Below are 24,223 nucleotides of genomic sequence, written 5' to 3' on the forward strand. Positions count from 1 at the left end.
GCTGCGAAGCAGCCCTAAAGCCTGCGGATGGGGGATCTCTGACAAACCTCGGTTGCGAATTTCAGGACCGCTTCGCGCTCCAGCGGGAGCAAGCTCCCTCGCCACAATTGATCACCTGATCATCGATATCCATTAACTGGCGCTCACTTACGCACCACCAAATCAAGCAACGTCTCCCGCTCCTTGATTTTCTGCAACACGATTTCCGAGCGGATATCAGTCACCCCCGCCGTGCGGTTCAGTTGGTTGACGATGAAGTCGGAGAAGTGTTTGACGTTGCGCGCCTGGACCCGCAGCACATAGTTGCTCGCCCCGGTAATCACGTAGGCGGTGACCACTTCCGGCCACAACTGGACCTTCTTGATGAAGGTCTCGTGCCAGTCCTCGACGTCCTGTCGCAATGACACATGGACGATGGCTTCCAGTTCGACTCCCAGCTTCTCTGCGTTCAGCATCGCGCGATAGCCAGTGATGATTCCTTCACTTTCCAGCAAGCGTAAACGGCGCAAACAGGCCGACGGCGACAGTGCGACCTTCTCTGCCATTTCGTGGTTGCTGATACGGCCATCTCGTTGCAAGAGATGCAGGATCCGCAGGTCTGTCGGGTCGAGAGTCATGGCTAGAATAAATCCTCGATATTTGGCGTTGGATTCGAATTTTCTACGAGATAAATACTAGATGGCTGCTTACTTTGCACGAAAATTCTCTAAAGCTTCGTTCATTATTTCCTCATCGTGAAGGCGCAAATAACGCCTGAAACACGACACCCACACCCGACTATTGCGATCTGCCCGGACGGCACTTCTTTCAAAAAGCAGGACACCCAATGACTACAAGAAACGATTGTCTGACGCTTGATGCGCAGGACGCTCTGGCCCCTCTGCGTCAGCAGTTTGCGCTCCCCGAAGGGGTGATCTATCTCGACGGCAACTCCCTCGGCGCGCGCCCGGTCGCAGCGCTGGCGCGTGCTCAGGCAGTGATCGCCGATGAATGGGGCAATGGCCTGATCCGCAGTTGGAACAGCGCTGGCTGGCGCGATTTGCCTGAGCGTCTGGGCAATCGACTGGCGGGGCTGATTGGCGCCGGTGACGGCGAAGTGGTGGTGACCGACACCACCTCGATCAACCTGTTCAAGGTACTCAGCGCCGCCCTGCGCGTGCAGGCCACGCGGGCACCGACGCGGCGGGTGATCGTCAGCGAGACCAGCAACTTTCCGACTGACCTGTATATCGCCGAAGGTCTGGCGGACATGCTGCAGCAGGGCTACAGCCTGCGTCTGGTCGACAGCCCGCAAGAGCTGGCGCAAGCGATTGACCAGGACACCGCGGTGGTCATGCTCACCCACGTCAACTACAAGACCGGCTACATGCACGACATGCAGGCCCTGACCGCGCTGACCCATGAATGCGGCGCGCTGGCCATCTGGGACCTGGCGCATTCCGCCGGGGCGGTGCCGGTCGACCTGCATCAGGCGCGCGCCGACTACGCCATCGGTTGCACCTACAAGTACCTCAATGGCGGTCCGGGCTCGCAAGCTTTCGTCTGGGTTTCCCCTGAGTTGTGCGATCTGGTGGCGCAACCGCTGTCCGGCTGGTTCGGTCATTCGCGGCAGTTCGCCATGGAGTCGCATTACCAGCCGAGCAGCGGAATCGCCCGCTATTTGTGCGGCACCCAGCCCATCACTTCATTGGCGATGATCGAGTGTGGTCTGGATGTCTTCGCCCAGACCGACATGGCCAGCCTGCGCAGCAAGTCCCTGGCGCTGACGGACCTGTTCATCCAGTTGGTCGAGCAGCGCTGCGCCGCTCACGAGCTGACCCTGGTCACTCCACGCGAACACGCCAAGCGTGGCAGCCATGTCAGTTTCGAACATCCCCAAGGTTATGCGGTGATCCAGGCCTTGATCGCCCGTGGCGTGATCGGCGACTACCGCGAGCCGCGGATCATGCGGTTCGGCTTCACCCCGCTGTACACCCGCTTCACCGAGGTCTGGGATGCGGTGCAGATCCTCGGCGAAATACTTGATCAGAAAACCTGGTCGCAAGAACAATTCCAGATCCGCCACAGCGTCACCTGATACCCCCCGAGCCTTTGTCCTGCTGCCGCGAATTTCCCGGCAGCAGGGCTTCGGTCGCCTCCGATAAGCACTTCTGTGAAAACACAATAATAAGGAACACGCAGAATGAAATTGTCCCTTTGGCCCGCCTTGCCGCTCGCCATTACCAGCTGTCTCGGCCAAGTGGCCCATGCCGCACCCGACAATGGATTCGTTGAAGACAGCAGCCTGACCCTGACCCATCGCAATTTCTATTTCTACCGCAACAACCTCAACAACCCGGGCGGCCAGAACTATCGGGAGGAGTGGGCCCACGGACTTATGCTCGATTATCGTTCCGGCTATACCCAGGGCACAGTGGGTTTCGGAGTCGACGCCTACGCGCAGTTGGGTCTCAAGCTCGACAGCGGCAGGGGGCGTACCGGCACCGGTTTGTTGCCGGTCGGTTCCGATGGACGCGCCGAGGATGAGTATTCCGAAGCGGGTGGCGCGCTCAAGGCGCGGATCTCGAAGACCGAACTCAAATACGGCAATCTGACACCGCTCAACCCGGTGTTCGGCACCGGCTCGGCGCGCCTGTTCACCACCTACGCCAATGGTTTCCAGCTGACCAGCAACGAGTTGAAAGGACTGCAACTCGATGCCGGGCACTTCACCTCGGGCAATGACAGTGCGTCGACCAACGACGATGGCGCCCTCAAGGCGCTGTATGCCGGGGTGGAAACCCGTAGCGTCGATTATCTGGGCGGCAGTTATGCCCTGAGCGATCAATTGAGCGTCAGCCTGTACGGTTCGCAGTTCGCTGATATCTGGCGGCAGCACTACGCCAACGCCAACTACAGCTATGCCCTGAGCGGAAACCAGTCGCTGAACCTGGATTTCAACCTCTATCGCACCAACGACTATGGCCAACGCCTGGCCGGCAAGATCGACAACACTACCTGGTCGCTGGCCGCCGCGTACAAGGTGGGCGCGCACCGCTTGACCCTGGCCTACCAACGGGTCGATGGCGATGAACCGTTCGATTATCTCGGCTTCGATCAGCAGCCGGGCACCTCGGTATTCCTTGCCAACTCGGTACAGATCCTCGACTTCAACGCGCCCAATGAGCGTTCCTGGCAGCTGCGTTATGACCTGGACATGGCGCCCTTTGGCGTGCCGGGCCTGAGCTTCATGTCGCGCTATGTGAGCGGTGACCATATCGACGACAGCCACTACGACGGCGGCCCCAATGGTGCCTATGGACGTTACGGCAGTGACGGCAAGCGCTGGGAACGCGACCTTGAAGCGCGCTACGTGGTGCAGGAGGGCAAGGCCAAGGACCTGTCGATACGTGTGCGTCAGGCCAGTGTGCGTTCCACCGCCCAGGTGGCCCGGGCGGACACCACCGACAACAACGAAGTCCGGGTGATCGTCGAGTATCCGCTGAATATTTTCTGATCCGTGGATGATCCCCACCGGCAACCCAAACGATTTGCTCTCTTCAAGAAAGACAATATTCAGAGGAAAGAAAAATGACCGATAACGCCGGTTTTGAAAACATCTCCAAGCGTGAGCAGGGCCTCAGGCGCCAGCTCACCTCGGGTCAGATGAGCATGATCGCCATTGGCGGTGCGATTGGCACCGGGCTGTTCATGGGCAGTGCCTACGCCATTGGTTATGCCGGGCCGAGCGTGCTGCTCAGCTATGCGATTGGCGCGATCATCACCCTGCTGTTGATGGGCTGTCTGGCGGAAATGACGGTGGCCCATTCGACCTCCGGCTCGTTCGGCGCCTATGCCGAATTCTATGTCAGCCCATTGGCCGGGTTCCTGGTGCGCTATGCCTATTGGGCGGCGATTGTGCTGGCAGTGGGCACGGAAGTGACGGCGGTGGCGATGTACATGAAGTACTGGTTCGCCAACGTACCGGAATGGATCTGGATTGTTTCGTTCTCGAGCATGCTGATCGTGCTCAACGCCATCAGCGTGAAAACCTTCGGCACCTTCGAGTACTGGTTCTCGACCATCAAGATCGGTGCGATTGTCGGCTTCATCATCCTCGCGGTGTATGTGGTGTTCGGTTCCGGCAACGCGGATTACGGCGTGCACAATTACACCGCCCACGGCGGCTTCTTTCCCAATGGTCTGCAAGGCATGTGGATTGCGGTGATCGTCTCGATCTTCAGCTATCTGAGCGTGGAAATGATCGCAGTGGCCGCCGGCGAGGCGCAGGACCCGGAGCGGGCGGTGAAGAAGGCTTTTCGTGCGACCATCGTGCGGCTGGTGGTGTTCTACCTGCTGACCCTGGCCCTGATGCTGGCGATTGTGCCGTGGGTCCAGGCCGGTCAAGCGCAGAGCCCGTTCGTCACCGTCATGCAGACCATCGGCATTCCCGGCGCAACCGGCGTGATGAATTTCGTGATCCTGATTGCGGCGTTGTCGGCGATGAACAGTCAGCTCTACATCACCACCCGCATGATGTTCAGCCTGTCCCGCGGCGGTTATGCACCCAAGTCCATGGGGGTGTTGAGCAAGACCGGAATCCCGCTGAATGCCTTGTTGCTGTCGAGTTCCGGCATTGCCCTGGCAACGTTGCTCAATGTGCTGTACCCGGAAAGCTCCTTCACCTTGATGATGGCGATCTCGATGTTCGGCGCGATCTTCACCTGGTTCATGATCTTCCTGACCCACTACTGTTTCCGTCGCTACCACGAGCGCAACGGTGAACGGAAACTGTCCTTTCGCATGCGCCTGTTCCCGTACACCACGCTGTTGGGGCTGCTGCTGATGGGCGCGGTGATGATCACCACCTACTTCACCGATGCCTTCAAAATGACCTTGGTATTCGGTGTGCCTTTCCTGCTGATCCTCACGATTGTCTACTGGATCTTCTTCAGAAAACCCAGGGCAGCCGTGGCGTTGAATCCGCTGCCGAAGGTTTAGAGGGCGCAAACATGCAATCCCGACCGGCAGTTTTCATGGACTGCCGAGTCGGCATTGATCCTGGGCCGCTATCAGTCCGGCTCACATCCCTTGAGCACCAACCGGATAATTGTCTGCGCCGCCGCTTCATAGTCGGCCTCATCCAGCTTGGCCTTGCCGGTCACTGCAGAAATCTGCCAGTCGAAATCGGCGTAGGTCTGGGTCGCGGCCCAGATGCTGAACATCAGGTGGTTGGGGTCGATCGGGGCGATCTGGCCGCGGTCGATCCAGGTCTGGATGCAGTCGATGTTGTGCCTGGCCTGGCCGTTGAGCTGCTCGACCAGGTCGGGGCTCAAATGCGGGGCGCCGTGCATGATTTCGCTGGCAAACACCTTGGAAGCGAAGGGCAGGTCGCGGGAGATGCGGATTTTCGAGCGGATGTAGCCACTGAGCACTTCGCTGGGCACGCCGTCGGCGTTGAACGGCGTCGAGGCTTGCAGGATAGGCTCGATGATGCTTTCCAGGACCTCGCGGTAGAGGTTTTCCTTGGATTTGAAGTAGTAGTAGACGTTAGGCTTGGGCAGCCCGGCCTTGGCCGCGATGTCACTGGTTTTGGTCGCAGCGAAGCCCTTGTCGGCAAATTCTTCACTGGCGGCACGCAGGATCAGTTCTTTGTTGCGCTCGCGGATAGTGCTCATAAACCAAGGGGTTCCTTGCCTGTTCTGGCGGTTGCGCATGGTAGCACCGGCCTCGCGCGGCGCTCAAGAATGCCCCGTGTGGCCTCGGGTCGCGTTATGCTGCGCACCATTCATTCAAGAAGGAAACCCGATTCATGGCAGGAAGCAGTTTGCTGGTGCTGATCGACGACATCGCCACCGTACTGGACGATGTAGCGTTGATGACCAAAATGGCCGCGAAGAAGACCGCCGGTGTACTGGGCGACGATCTGGCGCTCAACGCCCAGCAGGTTTCCGGCGTGCGTGCGGAACGGGAAATCCCGGTGGTATGGGCAGTCGCCAAGGGCTCGTTTCTCAACAAGCTGATCCTGGTGCCGTCGGCGTTGGCCATCAGTGCGTTCATTCCGTGGCTGGTCACACCGTTGCTGATGGTCGGTGGCGCTTACCTGTGCTTCGAAGGCTTCGAAAAACTCGCCCACAAATTCCTGCACAGCAAAGCCGAAGATCAGGCTGAACACGCAGAGCTGGTCGAGGCCGTGGCCAACCCGGCAGTCGATCTGGTGGCGTTCGAGAAGGACAAGATCAAAGGGGCGATTCGTACCGATTTCATTTTGTCAGCGGAAATCATCGCCATCACGTTAGGCACGGTGGCTGACGCTTCACTGACCCAGCAAGTGATCGTGCTCTCGGGCATCGCCATCGTCATGACTATCGGCGTCTATGGCCTGGTGGCCGGCATCGTCAAGCTCGACGACCTTGGCCTGTGGCTGACCCAGAAGCCGGGCCAGATGGCTAAAAGCATCGGCGACGGGATTCTGCGCGCGGCGCCGTACATGATGAAAAGTCTGTCGGTGATCGGCACGGCGGCGATGTTTCTGGTCGGCGGCGGGATTCTGACCCATGGCGTGCCGGTGGTGCATCACTGGATCGAAAGTGTCACCGCAGCGTCTGGTGGGGCCGGGTTTATCGTGCCGACGTTGCTCAATGCAGTGGCCGGGATTGTGGCAGGGGCGGCGGTGCTGATTGGGGTAATGGCTGTCAGCAGGGTTTGGAAGACAGTGAAAGCCTGAAACCTGGTCAGTCCCGTAGGAGCGAGGCTTGCCCGCGAATGGAGCGCGTCGGTTGAACTGAATGACCGCGTTATCGTTCTTCGCGGGCAAGCCTCGCTCCTACAGTGATTGGTGGTGTTTGATACGCCGCGCATGAAAAAGGCCATTCGACGCAAATCGAATGGCCTTTTTTTGTTGTCGACGAAGTTACTCGGCGATCTGCAGCTTGCGCGCCTCGGTATACACGTAACGCACTTTTTCATACTCGAACGGTGTGTTCATCTGCCCGTAGCGGAAGCCGTTCTGATAGCGCTTGTCGATGCCGCGCAGTACCCAGATTTCCGGGTGGTTGGAACTGACTTCGGACACGTTCAGGAAATTGATCGCCGATTCGCCGGTGTAGTCGACCGCCAGGCCTGCGGTGTCACGCAGGTTCGACGGGCCGAGGATTGGCAGCACCAGGTAGGCGCCGCCCGGTACGCCGTAGAAGCCCAGGGTCTGGCCGAAGTCTTCATTGCGGCGCGGCAGGCCCATGGCGGTGGCCGGATCCCACAGGCCGGCGACACCGATGGTGGTGTTGAGCAGCAGGCGAGCGGTGGTGTCCAGCGAGCGCTGCCCCTTGAATTGCAGCAGGCTGTTCAAAAGGTTCGGCACATCACCGAGGTTGTTGAAGAAGTTGCTGACGCCGGTGCGCAGGAAACTTGGGGTGACGTAGCGATAGCCGTTGACCACGGGCAGGAACACCCATTCGTCGAACCGGTAGTTGAAGTGGTAGACGCGGCGGTTCCACTCTTCCAGCGGGTCATAGACGTTCAGTGCGTTGAGCGATGAGCGTTCGAACTCGCGCTGGTCCAGCCCCGGGTTGAATTTGAGTTTGCTCAGCGGTTCCTTGAAGCCGTCTTTATCGATCACCACTGGGGCGTTGGCTTTGCTGTTGTCGGCATTGGCGACGCCTGCACAGAGTAACGCTGCGATCAGCAGGAAGTATTTAGCCACGGAAAAACTCCAGCATGGCGTCGCTGTTGACGCGATAGTTGAGGTTGCCGCAATGGCCGCCCAATGGATAAACAGTCAAACGGTCGCCAAAGGTGCGGCGCAGAAAGCCCAGGTCGCCAGGGCCGAGGATCACGTCGTCGGCGTTGTGCATGACGGCGATTTTCGGGCTGTCGTGCAGGTAGTCCTTCAGTGCATACAGGCTGACCTGATCGATCAGTTGCAGCAGGCTGCCACCATCGGTGCGGGCGCGCCACATCGGGATGACCTGCTCGGTGATGTAGCAGTCGAAGTCGCACTGCAGCGCGCGCTTAAGGAACGGCGTGAGGGTTGTGCCTTCGGTGATCGGGAATTTCGGTGGCGTGATCAGGCCGCGACGGTTGATCAGGTCCGAGGTAAAGGCGATGTCCGCCGCCGAGAAACGGAACGAAGTGCCGATCAGCATCGCCATCTGCTCGTTGCTCAGGTGTTGCTTGGACTGCTGGAAGTCGTAGAGCAGGGCGTCGTTGAGGTCGATGTAGCCCTTTTGCTGGAAGTAGCGGGTCAGTTTCCCCAGTACCAGCTCATAGAAAGTGGTGGTGTTGTTGATGCCCTTGACCTCGGTCTGTACCAGCTTGTCCAGGTTGGTGACCGAGGTGTAAAGGTTGACCGGCGGGTTGAGCAGCAAGACTTTTTTGAAGTTGAAGCTGCGACGGGTTTCATCCAGGTGTGCAACAAAAGCCGCATCCAGGGCGCCGAGGCTATAACCGGTCAGGAAATAATCGGTGACCGGCAGCTTCGGGTTTTGCGCCCGCACGGCCTGCATCACCCGGTACATGTCTTCGGCATCTTCCTTGGTTACGCCCGGGGTGGCGAAGCGCGAGGCGGCGCTCATGAAGTCGAAGCTGGTGGGCGACGACAGCTGCACCACGTGATAGCCGGCCTTGTAATAGAGCTTTTTCAGGTATTCGTTGAGGGTGCTGTCATAGCGTGCACCGGTGCCGGAGATCAGGAAGATCAACGGTGCGGCATGATCCTGCGTGGCGATGCGATAGGTGAGTTTTTTCACCGGCCAGAAGTTGTCCGGCAGATTGAACTCACGCTCCGGGCGCATCGTGACACTGCGGTCCGACTGATTGATGTCTTCATCCAGCGGCAATTCCGGGCGCAAGTCGGGCGGTGTCGTGGCGATGGTCGCCTCGAACGGGTTGGTCAGGGGGTAGCCATAACTGGCGGCGTCAATATCGGCCGCCAGTACGGACGCACTTAAAAGCAAGCCGCCAAACAGGGCGACGAAGCGCAAGGAACGGAGCATGACTAGATCCCTTAGAGGAAGGTGCCAAATGAAGTTCGCAGGCTATGACCATCGGATTTGGGCCAAAGTGCCATGCATCGGCCGCAAACAGGCCTGATTTCGGAGCAACGGTAGCGGGACGATACACTTTGCCGTTATTTCATGAACAGTTAATTGATGTTATTTGCTTACCACGGGCGGGGGATTAAGCTGGCGGCCGATTTCGTTTATTGGAGTGCTTCATGTCCCGCCGTCTGCCCGTGATTCTGCTGCTCGTTCTTCTGCCATTGTGGCTGGCCGCCAGTTATGGCGCGCGTTATGGCTTCATGGAGGATGCTCAATGGGTCGGCATCTGCGTTGACGAGGCCAGTCGCTGGGAATGCCTGGTGCGCTCGAACCTGGGTTTGATGATTCATTTCAAGGTGTTGGGCTGGGCGGCAGTGGCGGCAGCCGTGACCGGTTTTGTGCTGCCGGGGCGGGCAGGGTGGTGGCTGGCGGTACTGGCGCTGGTGCTCGGGTTTCCGGCGCTGGCGTTGTACACCACCACGTTGGCGGTGTTTGCGGTGGTGATTGCTGCTTTGCGTCTGGTTCGGGCATAAAAAAGATCGCAGCCTGCGGCAGCTCCTACACGGGGATATGCGTTTCCCTGTAGGAGCTGCCGCAGGCTGCGATCTTTTGATCTTGCTGTGTTGATTACCCTTTGCGAACCCGCAAGCTGCGCCACAACGCCGCGACCATCAACACACTCACCAGCGCCCAGCCCCAAGCCTGCTGATTCTGCAGACCTTCACGAAACAGCTGCGGCGCAATGCCGGCGCCGATGATGAAGGTCAGCACGGCGATTTCCCGACGAGGCACGCTCACCGGCCGGCACAGGTACACCAGCGCCGGCAGGATGAAGGCGACACTCGGGAAGCTGCGATAACGCGGGTCAAACACCAGTTCCAGCATCATCACCGCCGCGGCAAAACCTGTCGCTGCCAGCCACCAGCCGGCTCGACGTTCGAGTGCATTGAAGGCGCGTCCACGCCAACCGGTGCGGGCGCTCAAGGTCAGCGCGGCATGGGCCAGCACCAACAGGTTCAACCCCGTCAGCAACGCTACCCACAACCATTCACTGGCAAAGCGGGTGGTGACGCGAGCCAGGTCGCCCCAGGCGCCAATCGAACAGGCCGCAAGGGCACCGAGCAGTGGCAGCACCAACGCTGCGCGGGTGCTGCGAACCCGACCGCCGAGGATCAGCGTGCCGATGAAGATCAAGCCACCCACCGCCAGCCATTGCGACCAGTACGGCACGTTCGAGACCGTCCCGGCGAGCACGCCCTTGTCCTGGCGATCGGCATCGAACAGTCCCCAATAACCGCCCACCGCACCTTCGCTGGCGCGTTTCCAGGGCTGGTCGAACGCCTCGATCAGGTTGTAATGCCAGCCTTGCTGCTCGGCCATGATCACAAAGCTGCGGATGAACTTGGCTTCATTGACCCGGCTCGGCAGCGCCGTTTCGCGCTGACGACCTTCGCTCGGCCAGCCGGTTTCGCCAATCATCACGTCCTTGGGCGCGAACTTGTTGCCGAACACCTGGCGCACTTCTGCCACATGTTGCAGCGCAGCATCGATGTTCGACGGATCGTCTTCCCAGTACGGCAATAAATGGATGGTCAGGAAATCCACTGCCGGGGCGACTTCCGGGTGTTTGAGCCAGAACTCCCAGACGTCGGCGTAGGTCACTGGTTGCTTGATCCGGCTTTTGACTTTATTGATCAGCGTTGCCAGTTGCGCGCCGGTGACTTCCTTGCGCAGCAGGGCTTCGTTGCCGACGATGACCGAGGTCACCACATCCGGGTTGGCATTGGCCGAGGCGATCAGCAAGTCGACTTCCTTGGCGGTGTCCACCGGGTTGCTGTTGACCCAGGCGCCGATCATCAGCTTCAAGCCGTGCTTGCGCGCCAGGTCGGGCAGATCCTGGAGGCCGGTCATGGAATAGGTGCGGATGCATTCGAAACGGGTCGCCAGCAGCGCGAGGTCGGCGTCCATGCGCTCGGGGCGCAGTTTGAACGGCACGTCGAATGGCGATTGGTCCTTGTCGAACGGGGTGTAGGAGGCGCATTGCAGCTTGTGCGTTGCGCTGACCACGTCCGGCAGGATCACCGGTTTGCCGAGGCCGTACCAGAAGCCGCCGAGGGCAAACAGCCCCAGCAGGCAAGCGAAAAGATAAGCCAAAAAAGGAAAGCGTGATGTCGCGGGCATGTTCAGGCCGTCTGGGAGCAAAGCCGGGCATGTTACCTGCATTTGGCCTACGCTTGGTGGGCTGCTTGGTTTTGACATGCAAAGTTCAGGCGGGATGGCCTATGCATTTTTAGCGGTCGCGATTAATGGCCTTCTGATGTCGTTTCTCGATGCCTTGAGGTCGCTGGCAGAGCAGGTCACTGTTGGCGTCAGGTTGATGATCGACACGTCAGTACTCCACTGATAATCGAGCGAGTTTGCGGTCGGCGTGATGGGGGCGCTGTGCACCATAAAAATACGTTGAGCGACTCGGCATCCGTCGAGTGCAGCACTTTCGGGGAAGTAACGATGAAGATGCGACGACTCTTGGGCGCAGGTGCCGCTTTGGTGCTGGCAATCAGTTCTACCGTAGCCAGCGCTGAAGGCAAGGCAGTAACGATCGGTTATGTGGACGGCTGGTCGGACAGCGTCGCCACGACCAACGTGGCTGCTGAAGTGATCAAACAGAAACTCGGTTATGACGTGAAACTGCAAGCGGTTGCCACCGGGATCATGTGGCAAGGTGTGGCCACCGGCAAACTCGACGCCATGCTGTCGGCGTGGCTGCCTGTGACTCACGGCGAATACTGGGCGAAGAACAAGGATCAGGTCGTCGACTACGGCCCGAACTTCAAGGATGCGAAAATCGGTCTGATCGTGCCGGAGTACGTCAAGGCCAAGTCGATTGCGGACCTGAAAACCGACGAGAGCTTCAAGGGCCGTATCGTCGGCATCGACGCCGGTTCAGGCGTGATGCTCAAGACCGATCAGGCCATCAAGGATTACGGTCTGGACAATTACACCCTCAAGGCCAGTTCCGGCGCCGGCATGATTGCCGAGCTGACCCGTGCCGAGAAGAAAAACGAATCCATTGCCGTCACCGGTTGGGTGCCGCACTGGATGTTCGCCAAGTGGAAACTGCGCTTCCTGGAAGACCCGAAAGGCGTTTACGGCGCAGCTGAAACCGTGAACAGCATCGGCAGTAAAGAACTGGCAACCAAAGCGCCTGAAGTCGCGAAGTTCCTGAAGAACTTCCAGTGGGCGTCGAAAGACGAAATCGGCCAGGTCATGTTGGCGATTCAGGACGGTGCCAAGCCTGAAGCCGCAGCGAAAGACTGGGTGGCTAAACACCCGGATCGCGTTGCCGAATGGACCAAATGATTTGAGCTGAAGCGTCTGGTCAGCACCTCTCAAGGCCCCTTGGCTTAAATGCCAAGGGGCTTTTTGCTTTCTGTGGGAATTCGGCGGGGGAGAAACCGTCATGTCGTTCTAATACTAAGGTCGTCTGGAACCTCTCCGGCAGCCGCATAGAGTGGATAACGTTCCAACTAAAATCTGTGCTGCGAGGATAAAAACAATGAACGACAGCATTTACCTCTCGATTCAAAACAGCCCGCGCTTCAAGGAGCTGGTTAGCAAGAGAGAACGATTCGCCTGGATTCTTTCAGCGATCATGCTTGGGCTGTACTCAGGATTCATCCTTTTGATTGCTTACGGGCCGCATATTCTGGGCGCAAAAATCAGCCCCGAGTCTTCGATTACCTGGGGCATTCCGATCGGTGTCGGGCTGATTGTTTCGGCCTTTGTCCTGACTGGCATCTACGTACGACGCGCCAACGGCGAATTCGACGACTTGAACAATGCGATTCTCAAGGAGGCTCAGCAATGATCCGGCGTCTAATCGCTCTCTTGAGCATCGCAGCCTTTGCACCGGGCGCCTGGGCGGCTGAGGCCCTGACAGGTGCAGTGCAGAAACAACCGCTCAACGTATCCGCGATCATGATGTTCGTGGTGTTCGTCGGGGCAACCTTGTGCATCACCTATTGGGCGTCCAAGCGCAACAAATCGGCCGCCGACTACTATGCGGCGGGTGGCAAGATCACCGGTTTCCAGAACGGTCTGGCGATTGCCGGTGACTACATGTCCGCGGCGTCCTTCCTGGGTATCTCCGCCCTGGTGTTCACCTCCGGCTACGACGGCCTGATCTACTCGATCGGCTTCCTGGTGGGCTGGCCGATCATTCTGTTCCTGATCGCCGAACGCCTGCGTAACCTGGGCAAGTACACCTTTGCCGACGTGGCGTCCTATCGCCTGGGGCAAACCCAGATCCGCTCGCTGTCGGCGTGCGGTTCGCTGGTGGTGGTGGCGTTCTACCTGATCGCGCAAATGGTCGGTGCCGGCAAGCTGATTCAGCTGCTGTTCGGCCTGGACTACCACGTTGCGGTGATCCTGGTCGGTATCCTGATGTGCCTGTACGTGCTGTTCGGCGGCATGCTGGCGACCACTTGGGTGCAGATCATCAAGGCAGTGCTGTTGCTGTCCGGTGCCTCGTTCATGGCGCTGATGGTGATGAAACACGTCAACTTCGACTTCAACACGCTGTTCTCCGAGGCGATCAAGGTTCACGCTAAAGGTGAAGCAATCATGAGCCCGGGCGGCCTGGTGAAAGACCCGATCTCGGCGTTCTCCCTCGGCCTGGCACTGATGTTCGGTACCGCTGGCCTGCCGCACATCCTGATGCGCTTCTTCACCGTGAGTGACGCGAAAGAAGCGCGTAAAAGCGTGCTGTATGCGACCGGCTTCATTGGTTACTTCTACATCCTGACCTTTATCATCGGCTTCGGCGCGATCCTGCTGGTCAGCACCAACCCGGCCTTTAAAGATGCGGCAGGCGCGCTGTTGGGCGGCAACAACATGGCGGCGGTGCATTTGGCCAACGCGGTGGGTGGCAGTGTGTTCCTGGGCTTCATCTCGGCGGTGGCGTTCGCGACCATTCTGGCGGTGGTGGCCGGCCTGACCCTGGCCGGTGCCTCGGCAGTGTCCCATGACCTGTATGCCAGCGTGATCAAGAAGGGCAAGGCCAACGAGAAGGACGAAATCCGCGTCTCGAAAATCACCACCATCGCCCTGGCGGTGCTGGCGATCGGCCTGGGCATTCTGTTCGAGAAGCAGAACATCGCGTTCATGGTGGGCCTGGCGTTCTCCATTGCGGCGAGCTGCAACTTCCCGGTGCTGCTGCTTTCCATGTACTGGAAGAAACTGACGACTCGCGGTGCGATGATCGGCGGTTGGTTGGGGCTGGTCAGTGCGGTTGGCTTGATGGTGCTGGGGCCAACCATCTGGGTGCAGATCATGGGTCACGAGAAGGCGATCTTCCCGTATGAATACCCGGCGCTGTTCTCGATGATCATTGCCTTTATCGGGATCTGGTTCTTCTCGATCACTGACAAATCTGCTGCGGCTGACAATGAGCGGGCGCTGTTCTTCCCGCAGTTTGTCCGTTCGCAGACGGGGTTGGGGGCGAGTGGGGCGGTTTCGCACTAAGGCTTCTTATATATAAGCTGCGCTGACACGAATGCCCCGGTCGAGAGATCGGGGCATTTTTATTGGGCTTTTATGGGCGGTTATCGCCCTTTGTAGGGGCGAGGCTTGCCCGCGAAGGCTATATGCAAAAGCCAAAGCGAGGCGGCCGACCGGCCGGCCTGATCGGACGTGGGGATATATTCCTCCCGTAGGAACTGCCGAAAGCTGCGATCTTTTGATCTTGCCGTTGCTTTGGCTTTTGATCTGTCTGCACGTTTCCCGGAGGCCGAGCCGCCGTTACCGAAGAAACGGATATATACACAACCAAAGAGCACAAACAAAAACGGCCTCTATCTACATAGAGGCCGTTCCCGGTACAGCTTAAGACGTTATCGCAAGACAGGTCTTATTTGCGGTCTTCAAGCGGGGTGATGTCACGCGACTCGTAGCCGGTGTACAGCTGGCGCGGACGGCCGATCTTGTACGGGCTGGAGAGCATTTCTTTCCAGTGGGAGATCCAGCCGACAGTCCGCGCCAGGGCGAAGATCACGGTGAACATACTGGTTGGAATGCCGATCGCCTTGAGGATGATCCCCGAGTAGAAGTCGACGTTCGGGTACAGCGAGCGTTCGATGAAGTACGGGTCGGTCAGGGCGATCTCTTCCAGGCGCATGGCCAGTTCGAGTTGCGGATCGTTGGTGATGCCCAGTTCCTTCAATACTTCGTCGCAGGTCTGCTTCATGACGGTAGCGCGTGGGTCGCGGTTTTTGTAAACCCGGTGACCGAAGCCCATCAGTTTGAACGGATCGTTCTTATCTTTGGCCTTGGCGATGTACTTGTCGATGTTCGAGACATCGCCAATTTCATCGAGCATGGTCAACACGGCTTCGTTCGCACCGCCGTGGGCAGGGCCCCACAGTGCAGCGATACCGGCGGCGATACAGGCGAACGGGTTGGCACCCGAGGAACCTGCCAGACGTACGGTGGAGGTCGATGCGTTCTGTTCGTGGTCGGCATGGAGGATGAAGATCCGGTCCATGGCCTTGGCGAGTACCGGGCTGATCGGTTTGATCTCGCACGGGGTGTTGAACATCATGTGCAGGAAGTTTTCCGCGTACGACAGGTCGTTGCGCGGGTACATCATGGGTTGGCCCATGGAGTACTTGTAAACCATTGCAGCCAGGGTCGGCATCTTGGCAACCAGGCGGATCGCGGAAATTTCGCGATGCTGCGGGTTATTGATGTCGAGGGAGTCGTGGTAGAACGCCGAGAGGGCGCCAACTACACCGCACATGACGGCCATCGGGTGGGCGTCGCGACGGAAGCCGTTGAAGAAGGTCTTCAACTGCTCGTGGACCATGGTGTGGTTCTTCACGGTGCCGACGAACTGGGCCTTCTGTTCTGCGGTCGGCAGTTCGCCGTTGAGCAGCAGGTAGCAGGTTTCCAGATAGTCCGACTTTTCAGCCAGCTGTTCGATCGGGTAGCCGCGGTGCAGCAGAATACCGTTGTCGCCGTCGATGTAGGTGATCTTCGACTCGCAAGAGGCGGTCGACATGAAACCAGGGTCAAAGGTGAAACGGCCCGTGGCCGTCAGGCCCCGAACGTCGATAACATCGGGACCAACGGTGCCGGTTAAAATGGGCAGCTCGACGGGGGCTGCGCCCTCGATGATCAACTGCGCTTTTTTGTCAGCCATGTGGCCTCCTATTTATGCTTGAAATCATCAGACAGACCCCCCACGCAGGGCCCGCACCACTATAGTGAGATAAATTCGAATGTCAATTTGCCTAAAGTCTTGCTCCAGAAGGCTTTAACCGCACTTTTTTCTCGAAATTGTCTGCCGTTTACGCCTTTTATGTCACTTGTGCAATCCGCTATTAGGGGAAGGTGAACGCGTTGTCATTAGTAGCCTAACTGTCTATACTCGGCCACCGACCGCCAGGGGCTTTTGGGCCTGCTTTATTGGGGGTCGCATCCCTGGGTGGTGGTTACCTGACCAGTGCACTCCCCAACAACTTTGCCCTGATTGTTAGGGGCTCTTCAGTGTGAAAAAAAAGCCGTGAAAAGCCAACGACCTGTAAACCTAGACCTAAGGACCATCAAACTCCCCATCACCGGCGTTACGTCGTTTCTTCACCGTGTTTCCGGCATCATCCTCTTCCTGGGCCTTGGCTTCATGCTTTATGCATTGGGCAAGTCTCTGGGTTCCGAGGAAGGTTTTGCCGAGGTGAAGGCATGCTTGACCAGCCCGCTGGCCAAGTTCGTAGCATGGGGCCTCCTGTCCGCTCTTCTGTATCACCTGGTAGCCGGTGTGCGCCACTTGATCATGGACATGGGCATCGGTGAGACGCTGGAAGGCGGCCGCCTGGGCTCGAAAATTATCATCGCCGTTTCCGTGGTGTTGATCGTTCTGGCAGGAGTTTGGATATGGTAACCAGCGTTACGAACCTTTCGCGTTCGGGCCTCTATGACTGGATGGCGCAACGTGTGTCTGCGGTTGTTCTCGCGGCTTATTTCATTTTCCTGATCGGATACCTCGCTGCGAATCCTGGCATTGGCTACGCCCAATGGCATGGCCTGTTCGCCCACAACGGGATGCGTATCTTCAGTCTGCTGGCCCTTGTGGCCCTGGGCGCTCACGCCTGGGTCGGCATGTGGACCATCGCGACCGACTACCTGACGCCGATGGCGCTGGGCAAGTCCGCGACTGCAGTACGTTTCCTTTTCCAGGCGGTATGCGGCGTTGCGATGTTCGCTTACTTCGTCTGGGGTGTGCAGATTCTCTGGGGTATCTGATCCATGGCTAACATTCCAACGATTTCTTTCGACGCCATCATTATTGGTGGCGGCGGTGCCGGCATGCGCGCAGCGCTGCAACTGGCACAAGGCGGTCACAAGACTGCCGTGATCACCAAGGTTTTCCCGACTCGTTCGCACACCGTATCGGCCCAGGGCGGCATCACTTGCGCCATTGCATCTGCGGATCCGAACGATGACTGGCGCTGGCACATGTACGATACCGTCAAGGGTTCCGACTACATCGGTGACCAGGACGCTATCGAATACATGTGTCAGGAAGGTCCGGCCGCAGTTTTTGAACTGGACCACATGGGCCTGCCGTTCTCCCGTACCGAAACCGGTCGCATCTACCAGCGTCCGTTCGGCGGTCAGTCCAAGGACTACGGCAAGGGCGGCCAGGCTGCACGTACCTGCGCGGCGTCCGACCGTACCGGTCACGCGCTGCTGCACACCCTTTATCAGGGCAACCTGAAAGCCGGCACCACGTTCCTGAACGAATACTACGCTGTCGATCTGGTAAAGAACGGTCAAGGCGAGTTCGTCGGTGTGATCGCGATCTGCATCGAAACCGGTGAAACCACCTACATCCGTGCCAAGGCCACCGTACTGGCCACCGGCGGTGCAGGTCGTATCTACGCTTCGACCACCAACGCCCTGATCAACACCGGTGACGGCGTTGGCATGGCGCTGCGTGCCGGCGTACCGGTACAAGACATCGAAATGTGGCAGTTCCACCCGACCGGCATCGCCGGCGCCGGTGTACTGGTAACCGAAGGTTGCCGTGGTGAAGGTGGTTACCTGATCAACAAGCACGGCGAGCGTTTCATGGAGCGTTATGCTCCGAACGCCAAAGACCTTGCCGGTCGTGACGTGGTTGCCCGTTCGATGGTTAAGGAAATCATCGCCGGCAACGGTTGCGGTCCGAATGGCGACCACGTAATGCTCAAGCTCGACCACCTGGGCGAGGAAGTGCTGCACAGCCGTCTGCCAGGCATCTGCGAACTGTCCAAGACTTTCGCGCACGTTGACCCGGTCGTCGCTCCGGTTCCGGTTGTTCCGACTTGCCACTATATGATGGGCGGCGTTGCCACCAACATTCATGGCCAGGCGATCACTCAGGACGCCGAAGGCAAAGACACCATCATTCCTGGCCTGTTCGCGGTTGGTGAAGTGGCTTGCGTATCGGTTCACGGTGCCAACCGTCTGGGCGGCAACTCGTTGCTCGACCTGGTGGTTTTCGGTCGTGCGGCCGGTCTGCACCTGGAAAAAGCGCTGACCGACGGTATCGAATACGACGACGCCACCGACGCCGACATCAATGCGGCCCTGTCGCGTCTGTCCGCTCTGAACGAGCGTACCGATGGTGAAGACGTGGCAACCCTGCGTCGCGAGCTGCAAAGCTGCATGCAGAACTACTTCGGTGTATTCCGTACTGGCGAATACATGCAGAAGGGTATTGCTCAACTGGCTGATCTGCGTGGCCGTATCGCCAACGTCAAGATCAACGACAAGAGCCAGGCGTTCAACACCGCGCGTATCGAAGCGCTGGAGCTGCAGAACCTGCTGGAAGTGGCCGAAGCTACCGCCATTGCTGCAGAAGTACGTAAAGAGTCCCGCGGTGCTCACGCCCGTGAAGACTTTGAAGATCGTGACGACGAAAACTGGCTGTGCCACACCCTGTACTTCCCGGGTGAGAAGCGCGTTGCCAAGCGTGCAGTGAACTTCTCGCCGAAGACTGTTCCGACTTTTGAACCTAAGATTCGGACTTATTAAGGGTGGCCGCCATGTTGCAAGTCAGTGTTTATCGTTACAACCCTGATCAGGACGCTGCGCCGTTCATGCAGGAATTCCAGGTTGATACCGGTGGTAAAGACCTGATGGTGCTGGACGTGCTGGCCCTGATCAAAGAGCAGGACGAGGGTTTCTCCTATCGTCGCTCTTGCCGTGAAGGTGTTTGCGGTTCCGACGGCATGAACATCAACGGCAAAAACGGTCTGGCGTGCATCACGCCGCTGTCTGCCGTCGTAAAAGGTAACAAGCTGATCGTTCGTCCTCTGCCAGGTTTGCCGGTTATCCGTGACTTGGTCGTCGATATGAGCATCTTCTACAAGCAATACGAAAAGGTTAAGCCATACCTGCAGAACGACACGCCGGCTCCGGCCATCGAGCGTCTGCAGTCCCCTGAAGAGCGTGAAAAACTCGACGGTCTGTACGAGTGCATCCTGTGCGCTTGCTGCTCGACTTCGTGCCCGTCCTTCTGGTGGAACCCGGACAAGTTCCTGGGCCCGGCTGCCCTGCTGCAAGCGTACCGCTTCCTGGCAGACAGCCGCGACACCAAGACGTCCGAGCGTCTGGCTTCGCTGGATGACCCGTTCAGCGTATTCCGCTGCCGGGGCATCATGAACTGCGTCAACGTTTGTCCGAAAGGCCTGAACCCGACTAAGGCCATCGGTCACATCCGTAACATGCTGCTGCAAAGCGGCGTGTGATTCAGCTGCTGTACCCGTAGAACCGCTGTACCCGTAGATGCTACGGCGCAGGCTTCAACCGGCGCCGTAGTTTTAACCTGAGCAGCAGCCCATAAGGCTGCGGCTCTTATTTTGAAGAAATGAGACAAGCAGGGGCATCCGGGCTGGTACCCGGACTATCAGCGTGATCCTAAGTGGCTTGTTTTAGTCGCTGCATTCGGACTTCTGCAAGTTTGCTCGGTGTCGACGCCGGTGGTGTTCCCCTAACCGAGGGTGACCAAGCATGCAAGAAAGCGTGATGCAGCGCATGTGGAACAGCGCCTACCTTTCCGGTAGTAACGCTGCCTATGTGGAAGAGCTCTACGAGCTCTACCTGCACGACCCTAACGCTGTGCCAGAAGAGTGGCGCACCTACTTCCAGAAGTTGCCTGCTGATGGCAACACTGCCACCGATGTTTCGCACTCCACAATTCGCGATCATTTCGTCTTGCTGGCAAAGAACCAGCGCCGCGCCCAACCGGTTTCCGCCGGCAGCGTGAGCAGTGAGCACGAGAAGAAGCAAGTTGAAGTGCTGCGATTGATCCAGGCCTACCGTATGCGTGGCCACCAGGCAGCCCAGCTTGACCCGCTGGGGCTGTGGCAGCGTCCTGCACCTGCAGACCTGTCAATCAATCATTACGGCTTGACCAATGCCGATCTTGATACGACCTTCCGTGCCGGCGACCTGTTCATCGGCAAAGAGGAGGCGAGCCTACGCGAAATTCACGAAGCGTTGCAGCAGACATATTGCCGCACCATCGGCGCTGAATTTACGCACATCACCGATTCCGAGCAGCGCCAGTGGTTCCAGCAGCGTCTGGAAAGCGTGCGCGGCCGTCCGACGTACTCCGCCGACATCAAGAGTCACCTGCTCGAGCGCGTCACTGCCGGCGAAGGTCTTGAAAAATACCTTGGGACCAAGTATCCGGGTACCAAGCGTTTCGGTCTGGAAGGCGGCGAGAGCCTGATTCCGATGCTCGATGAACTGATCCAGCGTTCCGGCTCCTACGGCACCAAGGAAATCGTCATCGGCATGGCCCACCGTGGTCGTCTGAACGTGCTGGTCAACACCTTTGGCAAGAACCCGCGCGAGTTGTTCGACGAGTTCGAAGGCAAGAAGAAGGTCGAGCTGGGTTCCGGTGACGTTAAATATCACCAGGGCTTCTCGTCCAACGTCATGACCACCGGCGGTGAAGTTCACCTGGCCATGGCTTTCAACCCGTCTCACCTGGAAATCGTTTCTCCAGTGGTCGAAGGTTCGGTCCGTGCCCGTCAGGATCGTCGTAACGATCCTACCGGTGAAAAGGTTCTGCCGATCTCCATCCACGGTGACGCGGCATTCGCCGGTCAAGGCGTGGTCATGGAAACCTTCCAGATGTCGCAGACCCGCGGTTTCAAGACCGGCGGCACCGTGCACATCGTGATCAACAACCAGGTCGGCTTCACCATCAGCAACCCGCTGGACTCGCGCTCCACCGAGTACGCGACCGACGTTGCGAAGATGATCCAGGCGCCGATCCTCCATGTGAATGGTGATGATCCGGAAGCCGTGTTGTTCGTGACCCAGTTGGCCATCGACTACCGCATGCAGTTCAAGCGTGACGTGGTGATCGATCTGGTCTGCTACCGTCGTCGCGGCCACAACGAGGCTGACGAGCCAAGCGGTACCCAGCCTCTGATGTATCAGCAGATCACCAAGCAGCGCACCACCCGTGAGCTGTATGCCGATCGTCTGACCCAGAGTGGGGTGCTGGACGCTGAGCGTGTTCAGGCGAAAGTCGACGAATACCGCAACGCGCTGGACAACGGTCTGCACGTAGTAAAAAGCCTGGTCAAAGAGCCGAACAAAGAGTTGTTCGTGGACTGGCGTCCGTATCTGGGCCACGCCTGGACCGCGCGTCACGATACTCGCTTCGATCTGAAAACCTTGCAGGAACTGTCCGCCAAGCTGCTGGAGATTCCGGAAGGCTTCGTGGTTCAGCGCCAGGTCTCGAAAATCTACGAAGACCGTCAGAAGATGCAAGCCGGCGGCCTGCCGATCAACTGGGGTTACGCCGAAACCATGGCGTACGCGACCCTGGCGTTCGAAGGTCACCCGATTCGCATGACGGGTCAGGACATCGGTCGCGGTACGTTCTCGCACCGTCACGCTGTCTTGCACAACCAGAAAGACGCGGGTACCTATATCCCGCTGCAAAACCTGTACAAGGGTCAGCCACGTTTCGACCTGTACGATTCGTTCCTGTCCGAAGAAGCGGTTCTGGCGTTCGAATACGGTTATTCGACCACCGAGCCAAACGCTCTGGTTATCTGGGAAGCCCAGTTCGGCGACTTCGCCAACGGTGCCCAGGTGGTTATCGACCAGTTCATCACCAGTGGCGAGCACAAGTGGGGCCGTCTCTGCGGTCTGACCATGCTGTTGCCGCACGGTTATGAAGGTCAGGGTCCGGAGCACTCCTCGGCTCGTCTGGAGCGTTACCTGCAGCTGTGCGCCGAGCACAACATTCAGGTAGCCGTGCCGACTACGCCGGCCCAGATCTACCACTTGCTGCGTCGTCAGGTGATTCGCCCGCTGCGCAAACCATTGGTAGTCCTGACTCCGAAGTCGTTGCTGCGTCACAAGCTGGCCATCTCGACCCTGGAAGATCTGGCCGAAGGTTCGTTCCAGACCGTGATCCCGGAAATCGATGCGCTTGACCCGAAAAAGGTCACTCGCATGATCCTGTGCAGCGGCAAGGTCTACTATGACCTGCTGGAAAAACGCCGTGCCGAAGGTCGTGAAGACATCGCCATCGTGCGTATCGAGCAGCTGTATCCGTTCCCTGAGGACGACCTGATGGAGGCGCTCGCCCCTTACACCAACCTCGAAAACGTGGTTTGGTGCCAGGAAGAGCCGATGAACCAGGGCGCCTGGTACAGCAGCCAGCATCACATGCGTCGCAGCCTGACCAACCATAAACAAGGCCTGGTCCTGGAATACGCTGGTCGTGAGGCGTCTGCCGCACCTGCTTGCGGTTACGCTTCGATGCACGCCGAGCAGCAGGAACAACTGCTGCAAGATGCTTTCACTGTTTAACGCCTTCGCGCACCTGAAACCGAATTTAAGGACCCACAGATAATGGCTATCGAAATCAAAGCCCCCACTTTCCCGGAATCGGTTGCCGATGGCACCGTTGCCACCTGGCACAAAAAACCGGGCGACGCCGTCAAGCGTGACGAACTGATCGTCGACATCGAAACCGACAAAGTCGTACTGGAAGTTCTGGCCACTGCTGATGGCGTGCTGGGCGCGATCGTCAAGAACGAAGGCGACACCGTTCTGTCCGACGAAGTTCTGGGCTCCATCGGTGAGGGCGGTGCTGCCGCCGCTCCAGCCGCTGCTGCACCTGCCGCTGCTGCCGCTGCTCCTGCCGAAGCGGGCGAAGACGATCCTGTTGCTGCACCGGCTGCTCGCAAGCTGGCTGAAGAAAACGGCATCAACATCGCTTCCGTTGCCGGTACTGGCAAAGGCGGTCGTGTGACCAAGGAAGACGTGGTAGCAGCTGTTGCCGCCAAGAAAGCCGCTCCGGCTGCTGCACCTGCCAAGGCTGCTGCACCGGCTGCTTCGGCTCCGGTATTCGCTGCTGGCGACCGCGTAGAAAAACGCGTTCCGATGACCCGTCTGCGTGCCAAGGTTGCCGAGCGTCTGGTTGAAGCTCAATCGAACATGGCCATGCTGACCACTTTCAACGAAGTCGACATGACCGAAGTCATGGCCCTGCGTTCGAAGTACAAGGACCTGTTCGAGAAGTCCCACAACGGCGTACGCCTGGGCTTCATGTCGTTCTTCGTGAAAGCGGCTACCGAAGCGCTGAAACGCTTCCCGGCTGTCAACGCGTCGATCGACGGTGCCGACATCGTTTACCACGGCTACGCCGACGTTGGTGTGGCTGTTTCCAGCGACCGCGGTCTGGTTGTACCGGTTCTGCGTAACGCCGAACTGATGAGCCTGGCTGAAATCGAAGGCGGCATCGCTACCTTCGGCAAGAAAGCCCGTGACGGCAAACTGTCGATGGAAGAAATGACCGGCGGCACGTTCACCATCACCAACGGCGGTACTTTCGGTTCGATGATGTCGACTCCGATCGTCAACCCGCCGCAGGCTGCGATTCTGGGTATGCACAACATCATCCAGCGCCCTATGGCGATCAACGGTCAAGTCGTTATCCGTCCGATGATGTACCTGGCGCTGTCCTACGATCACCGTCTGATCGATGGCAAAGAAGCTGTGACCTTCCTGGTGACCATCAAGAACCTGCTGGAAGACCCGGCTCGTTTGCTGCTGGATATCTGATTTCGTTGCACGGGCCGTTCAATGATGGACGGCCCTTCTGTAATGACCAGCTTCGTCCCACGACG

The 24,223-nt window shown here is 58.6% G+C and carries 20 protein-coding genes; 14 read left to right on the plus strand and 6 right to left on the minus strand.

Annotated elements, in window-relative coordinates:
* Positions 1-143: 143 nt before the first annotated feature.
* Positions 144-617, minus strand: coding sequence for an Lrp/AsnC family transcriptional regulator (locus AC07V0_RS16645; protein WP_007939165.1), 474 nt, complete (start codon positions 615-617; stop codon positions 144-146).
* 209 nt (positions 618-826) lie between these two features.
* On the opposite strand from AC07V0_RS16645, the gene kynU reads away from it, so the two are divergent.
* The 3 genes from kynU to AC07V0_RS16660 all read left to right on the plus strand — a co-directional run bounded on the left by kynU (position 827) and on the right by AC07V0_RS16660 (position 4,980).
* Positions 827-2,077, plus strand: coding sequence for a kynureninase (gene kynU / locus AC07V0_RS16650; RefSeq protein ID WP_086945845.1), 1,251 nt, complete (start codon positions 827-829; stop codon positions 2,075-2,077).
* 105 nt (positions 2,078-2,182) lie between these two features.
* The gene (locus AC07V0_RS16655; protein ID WP_086945844.1) at positions 2,183-3,496 is read left to right on the plus strand and encodes an OprD family porin; all 1,314 of its coding nucleotides are present in this window, start codon (positions 2,183-2,185) and stop codon (positions 3,494-3,496) included.
* A 74-nt stretch (positions 3,497-3,570) separates the two neighbouring features.
* On the plus strand, positions 3,571-4,980 hold the full coding sequence (locus AC07V0_RS16660; protein ID WP_019579615.1) for an amino acid permease: 1,410 nt from the start codon (positions 3,571-3,573) through the stop codon (positions 4,978-4,980).
* A 71-nt stretch (positions 4,981-5,051) separates the two neighbouring features.
* Here the strand turns inward: AC07V0_RS16660 and AC07V0_RS16665 are convergent, their stop codons facing one another.
* Positions 5,052-5,657, minus strand: coding sequence for a TetR/AcrR family transcriptional regulator (locus AC07V0_RS16665; protein WP_007939160.1), 606 nt, complete (start codon positions 5,655-5,657; stop codon positions 5,052-5,054).
* A 134-nt stretch (positions 5,658-5,791) separates the two neighbouring features.
* Here AC07V0_RS16665 and AC07V0_RS16670 point away from each other — a divergent pair, with 134 nt between their 5' ends.
* Positions 5,792-6,706, plus strand: coding sequence for a DUF808 domain-containing protein (locus AC07V0_RS16670; RefSeq protein WP_086945843.1), 915 nt, complete (start codon positions 5,792-5,794; stop codon positions 6,704-6,706).
* 186 nt (positions 6,707-6,892) lie between these two features.
* Here the strand turns inward: AC07V0_RS16670 and AC07V0_RS16675 are convergent, their stop codons facing one another.
* The gene (locus tag AC07V0_RS16675; protein WP_086945842.1) at positions 6,893-7,681 is read right to left on the minus strand and encodes an MlaA family lipoprotein; all 789 of its coding nucleotides are present in this window, start codon (positions 7,679-7,681) and stop codon (positions 6,893-6,895) included.
* A complete protein-coding gene (locus AC07V0_RS16680) occupies positions 7,674-8,972 on the minus strand; it encodes a serine protein kinase PrkA (protein WP_018925099.1) in 1,299 nt (432 codons plus the stop codon). The genes AC07V0_RS16675 and AC07V0_RS16680 overlap by 8 nt, the downstream gene beginning before the upstream one ends.
* Before the next feature lie 221 nt (positions 8,973-9,193).
* Here AC07V0_RS16680 and AC07V0_RS16685 point away from each other — a divergent pair, with 221 nt between their 5' ends.
* Positions 9,194-9,550 carry a hypothetical protein gene (locus AC07V0_RS16685; protein ID WP_018925100.1) on the plus strand — a complete coding sequence of 119 codons (357 nt, stop codon included), beginning with the start codon at positions 9,194-9,196 and terminating at the stop codon, positions 9,548-9,550.
* A 94-nt stretch (positions 9,551-9,644) separates the two neighbouring features.
* On the opposite strand, the gene AC07V0_RS16690 is transcribed toward AC07V0_RS16685, so the two are convergent.
* Positions 9,645-11,240, minus strand: a complete 1,596-nt coding sequence (locus AC07V0_RS16690; RefSeq protein WP_495019694.1) for a glycoside hydrolase family 17 protein — start codon at positions 11,238-11,240, stop codon at positions 9,645-9,647.
* A gap of 285 nt (positions 11,241-11,525) precedes the next feature.
* On the opposite strand from AC07V0_RS16690, the gene AC07V0_RS16695 reads away from it, so the two are divergent.
* From AC07V0_RS16695 to AC07V0_RS16705, 3 genes are all read left to right on the plus strand, one after another.
* Complete coding sequence (locus AC07V0_RS16695; protein ID WP_018925103.1) at positions 11,526-12,377, plus strand: glycine betaine ABC transporter substrate-binding protein; 852 nt, start codon at positions 11,526-11,528, stop codon at positions 12,375-12,377.
* A 196-nt stretch (positions 12,378-12,573) separates the two neighbouring features.
* Positions 12,574-12,885 (plus strand): DUF485 domain-containing protein, encoded by a 312-nt coding sequence (locus AC07V0_RS16700; RefSeq protein WP_007939152.1) that lies wholly within the window; start codon positions 12,574-12,576, stop codon positions 12,883-12,885.
* The gene (locus AC07V0_RS16705; protein WP_018925104.1) at positions 12,882-14,540 is read left to right on the plus strand and encodes a cation acetate symporter; all 1,659 of its coding nucleotides are present in this window, start codon (positions 12,882-12,884) and stop codon (positions 14,538-14,540) included. Before AC07V0_RS16700 ends, AC07V0_RS16705 begins: the two co-directional genes overlap by 4 nt.
* Positions 14,541-14,925: 385 nt before the next feature.
* Here the strand turns inward: AC07V0_RS16705 and gltA are convergent, their stop codons facing one another.
* On the minus strand, positions 14,926-16,215 hold the full coding sequence (gene gltA, locus AC07V0_RS16710; RefSeq protein WP_018925105.1) for a citrate synthase: 1,290 nt from the start codon (positions 16,213-16,215) through the stop codon (positions 14,926-14,928).
* Between the two features lie 363 nt (positions 16,216-16,578).
* Between gltA and sdhC the strand changes: the two genes are divergently transcribed.
* From sdhC to odhB, 6 genes are all read left to right on the plus strand, one after another.
* Complete coding sequence (gene sdhC / locus AC07V0_RS16715; RefSeq protein WP_015096190.1) at positions 16,579-16,953, plus strand: succinate dehydrogenase, cytochrome b556 subunit; 375 nt, start codon at positions 16,579-16,581, stop codon at positions 16,951-16,953.
* Positions 16,947-17,315, plus strand: a complete 369-nt coding sequence (gene sdhD, locus AC07V0_RS16720) for a succinate dehydrogenase, hydrophobic membrane anchor protein (protein WP_003210573.1) — start codon at positions 16,947-16,949, stop codon at positions 17,313-17,315. Before sdhC ends, sdhD begins: the two co-directional genes overlap by 7 nt.
* Before the next feature lie 3 nt (positions 17,316-17,318).
* The gene (gene sdhA, locus AC07V0_RS16725) at positions 17,319-19,091 is read left to right on the plus strand and encodes a succinate dehydrogenase flavoprotein subunit (protein WP_018925106.1); all 1,773 of its coding nucleotides are present in this window, start codon (positions 17,319-17,321) and stop codon (positions 19,089-19,091) included.
* A gap of 11 nt (positions 19,092-19,102) precedes the next feature.
* Positions 19,103-19,807 (plus strand): succinate dehydrogenase iron-sulfur subunit, encoded by a 705-nt coding sequence (locus tag AC07V0_RS16730; RefSeq protein ID WP_018925107.1) that lies wholly within the window; start codon positions 19,103-19,105, stop codon positions 19,805-19,807.
* A 262-nt stretch (positions 19,808-20,069) separates the two neighbouring features.
* On the plus strand, positions 20,070-22,901 hold the full coding sequence (locus tag AC07V0_RS16735) for a 2-oxoglutarate dehydrogenase E1 component (protein ID WP_018925108.1): 2,832 nt from the start codon (positions 20,070-20,072) through the stop codon (positions 22,899-22,901).
* 42 nt (positions 22,902-22,943) lie between these two features.
* Positions 22,944-24,158 carry a 2-oxoglutarate dehydrogenase complex dihydrolipoyllysine-residue succinyltransferase gene (odhB, locus tag AC07V0_RS16740; protein WP_018925109.1) on the plus strand — a complete coding sequence of 405 codons (1,215 nt, stop codon included), beginning with the start codon at positions 22,944-22,946 and terminating at the stop codon, positions 24,156-24,158.
* The last annotated feature ends 65 nt before the right edge of the window (positions 24,159-24,223 follow it).

It is taken from the genome of Pseudomonas sp. GW821-FHT01E10, assembly GCF_059422365.1.

Bases quoted from the DNA above. Each gene is read 5' to 3' on its own strand.
- AC07V0_RS16670 (WP_086945843.1), top strand. From the start codon at position 5,792: ATGGCAGGAAGCAGTTTGCTGGTGCTGATCGACGACATCGCCACCGTA.
- AC07V0_RS16685 (WP_018925100.1), top strand. From the start codon at position 9,194: ATGTCCCGCCGTCTGCCCGTGATTCTGCTGCTCGTTCTTCTGCCATTG.
- odhB (WP_018925109.1), top strand. From the start codon at position 22,944: ATGGCTATCGAAATCAAAGCCCCCACTTTCCCGGAATCGGTTGCCGAT.
- AC07V0_RS16695 (WP_018925103.1), top strand. From the start codon at position 11,526: ATGAAGATGCGACGACTCTTGGGCGCAGGTGCCGCTTTGGTGCTGGCA.
- AC07V0_RS16690 (WP_495019694.1), bottom strand. From the start codon at position 11,240: ATGCAGGTAACATGCCCGGCTTTGCTCCCAGACGGCCTGAACATGCCC.
- AC07V0_RS16730 (WP_018925107.1), top strand. From the start codon at position 19,103: ATGTTGCAAGTCAGTGTTTATCGTTACAACCCTGATCAGGACGCTGCG.
- gltA (WP_018925105.1), bottom strand. From the start codon at position 16,215: ATGGCTGACAAAAAAGCGCAGTTGATCATCGAGGGCGCAGCCCCCGTC.
- AC07V0_RS16660 (WP_019579615.1), top strand. From the start codon at position 3,571: ATGACCGATAACGCCGGTTTTGAAAACATCTCCAAGCGTGAGCAGGGC.
- AC07V0_RS16655 (WP_086945844.1), top strand. From the start codon at position 2,183: ATGAAATTGTCCCTTTGGCCCGCCTTGCCGCTCGCCATTACCAGCTGT.
- sdhA (WP_018925106.1), top strand. From the start codon at position 17,319: ATGGCTAACATTCCAACGATTTCTTTCGACGCCATCATTATTGGTGGC.
- AC07V0_RS16665 (WP_007939160.1), bottom strand. From the start codon at position 5,657: ATGAGCACTATCCGCGAGCGCAACAAAGAACTGATCCTGCGTGCCGCC.
- AC07V0_RS16705 (WP_018925104.1), top strand. From the start codon at position 12,882: ATGATCCGGCGTCTAATCGCTCTCTTGAGCATCGCAGCCTTTGCACCG.
- AC07V0_RS16700 (WP_007939152.1), top strand. From the start codon at position 12,574: ATGAACGACAGCATTTACCTCTCGATTCAAAACAGCCCGCGCTTCAAG.
- kynU (WP_086945845.1), top strand. From the start codon at position 827: ATGACTACAAGAAACGATTGTCTGACGCTTGATGCGCAGGACGCTCTG.
- AC07V0_RS16735 (WP_018925108.1), top strand. From the start codon at position 20,070: ATGCAAGAAAGCGTGATGCAGCGCATGTGGAACAGCGCCTACCTTTCC.
- AC07V0_RS16680 (WP_018925099.1), bottom strand. From the start codon at position 8,972: ATGCTCCGTTCCTTGCGCTTCGTCGCCCTGTTTGGCGGCTTGCTTTTA.
- AC07V0_RS16645 (WP_007939165.1), bottom strand. From the start codon at position 617: ATGACTCTCGACCCGACAGACCTGCGGATCCTGCATCTCTTGCAACGA.
- sdhD (WP_003210573.1), top strand. From the start codon at position 16,947: ATGGTAACCAGCGTTACGAACCTTTCGCGTTCGGGCCTCTATGACTGG.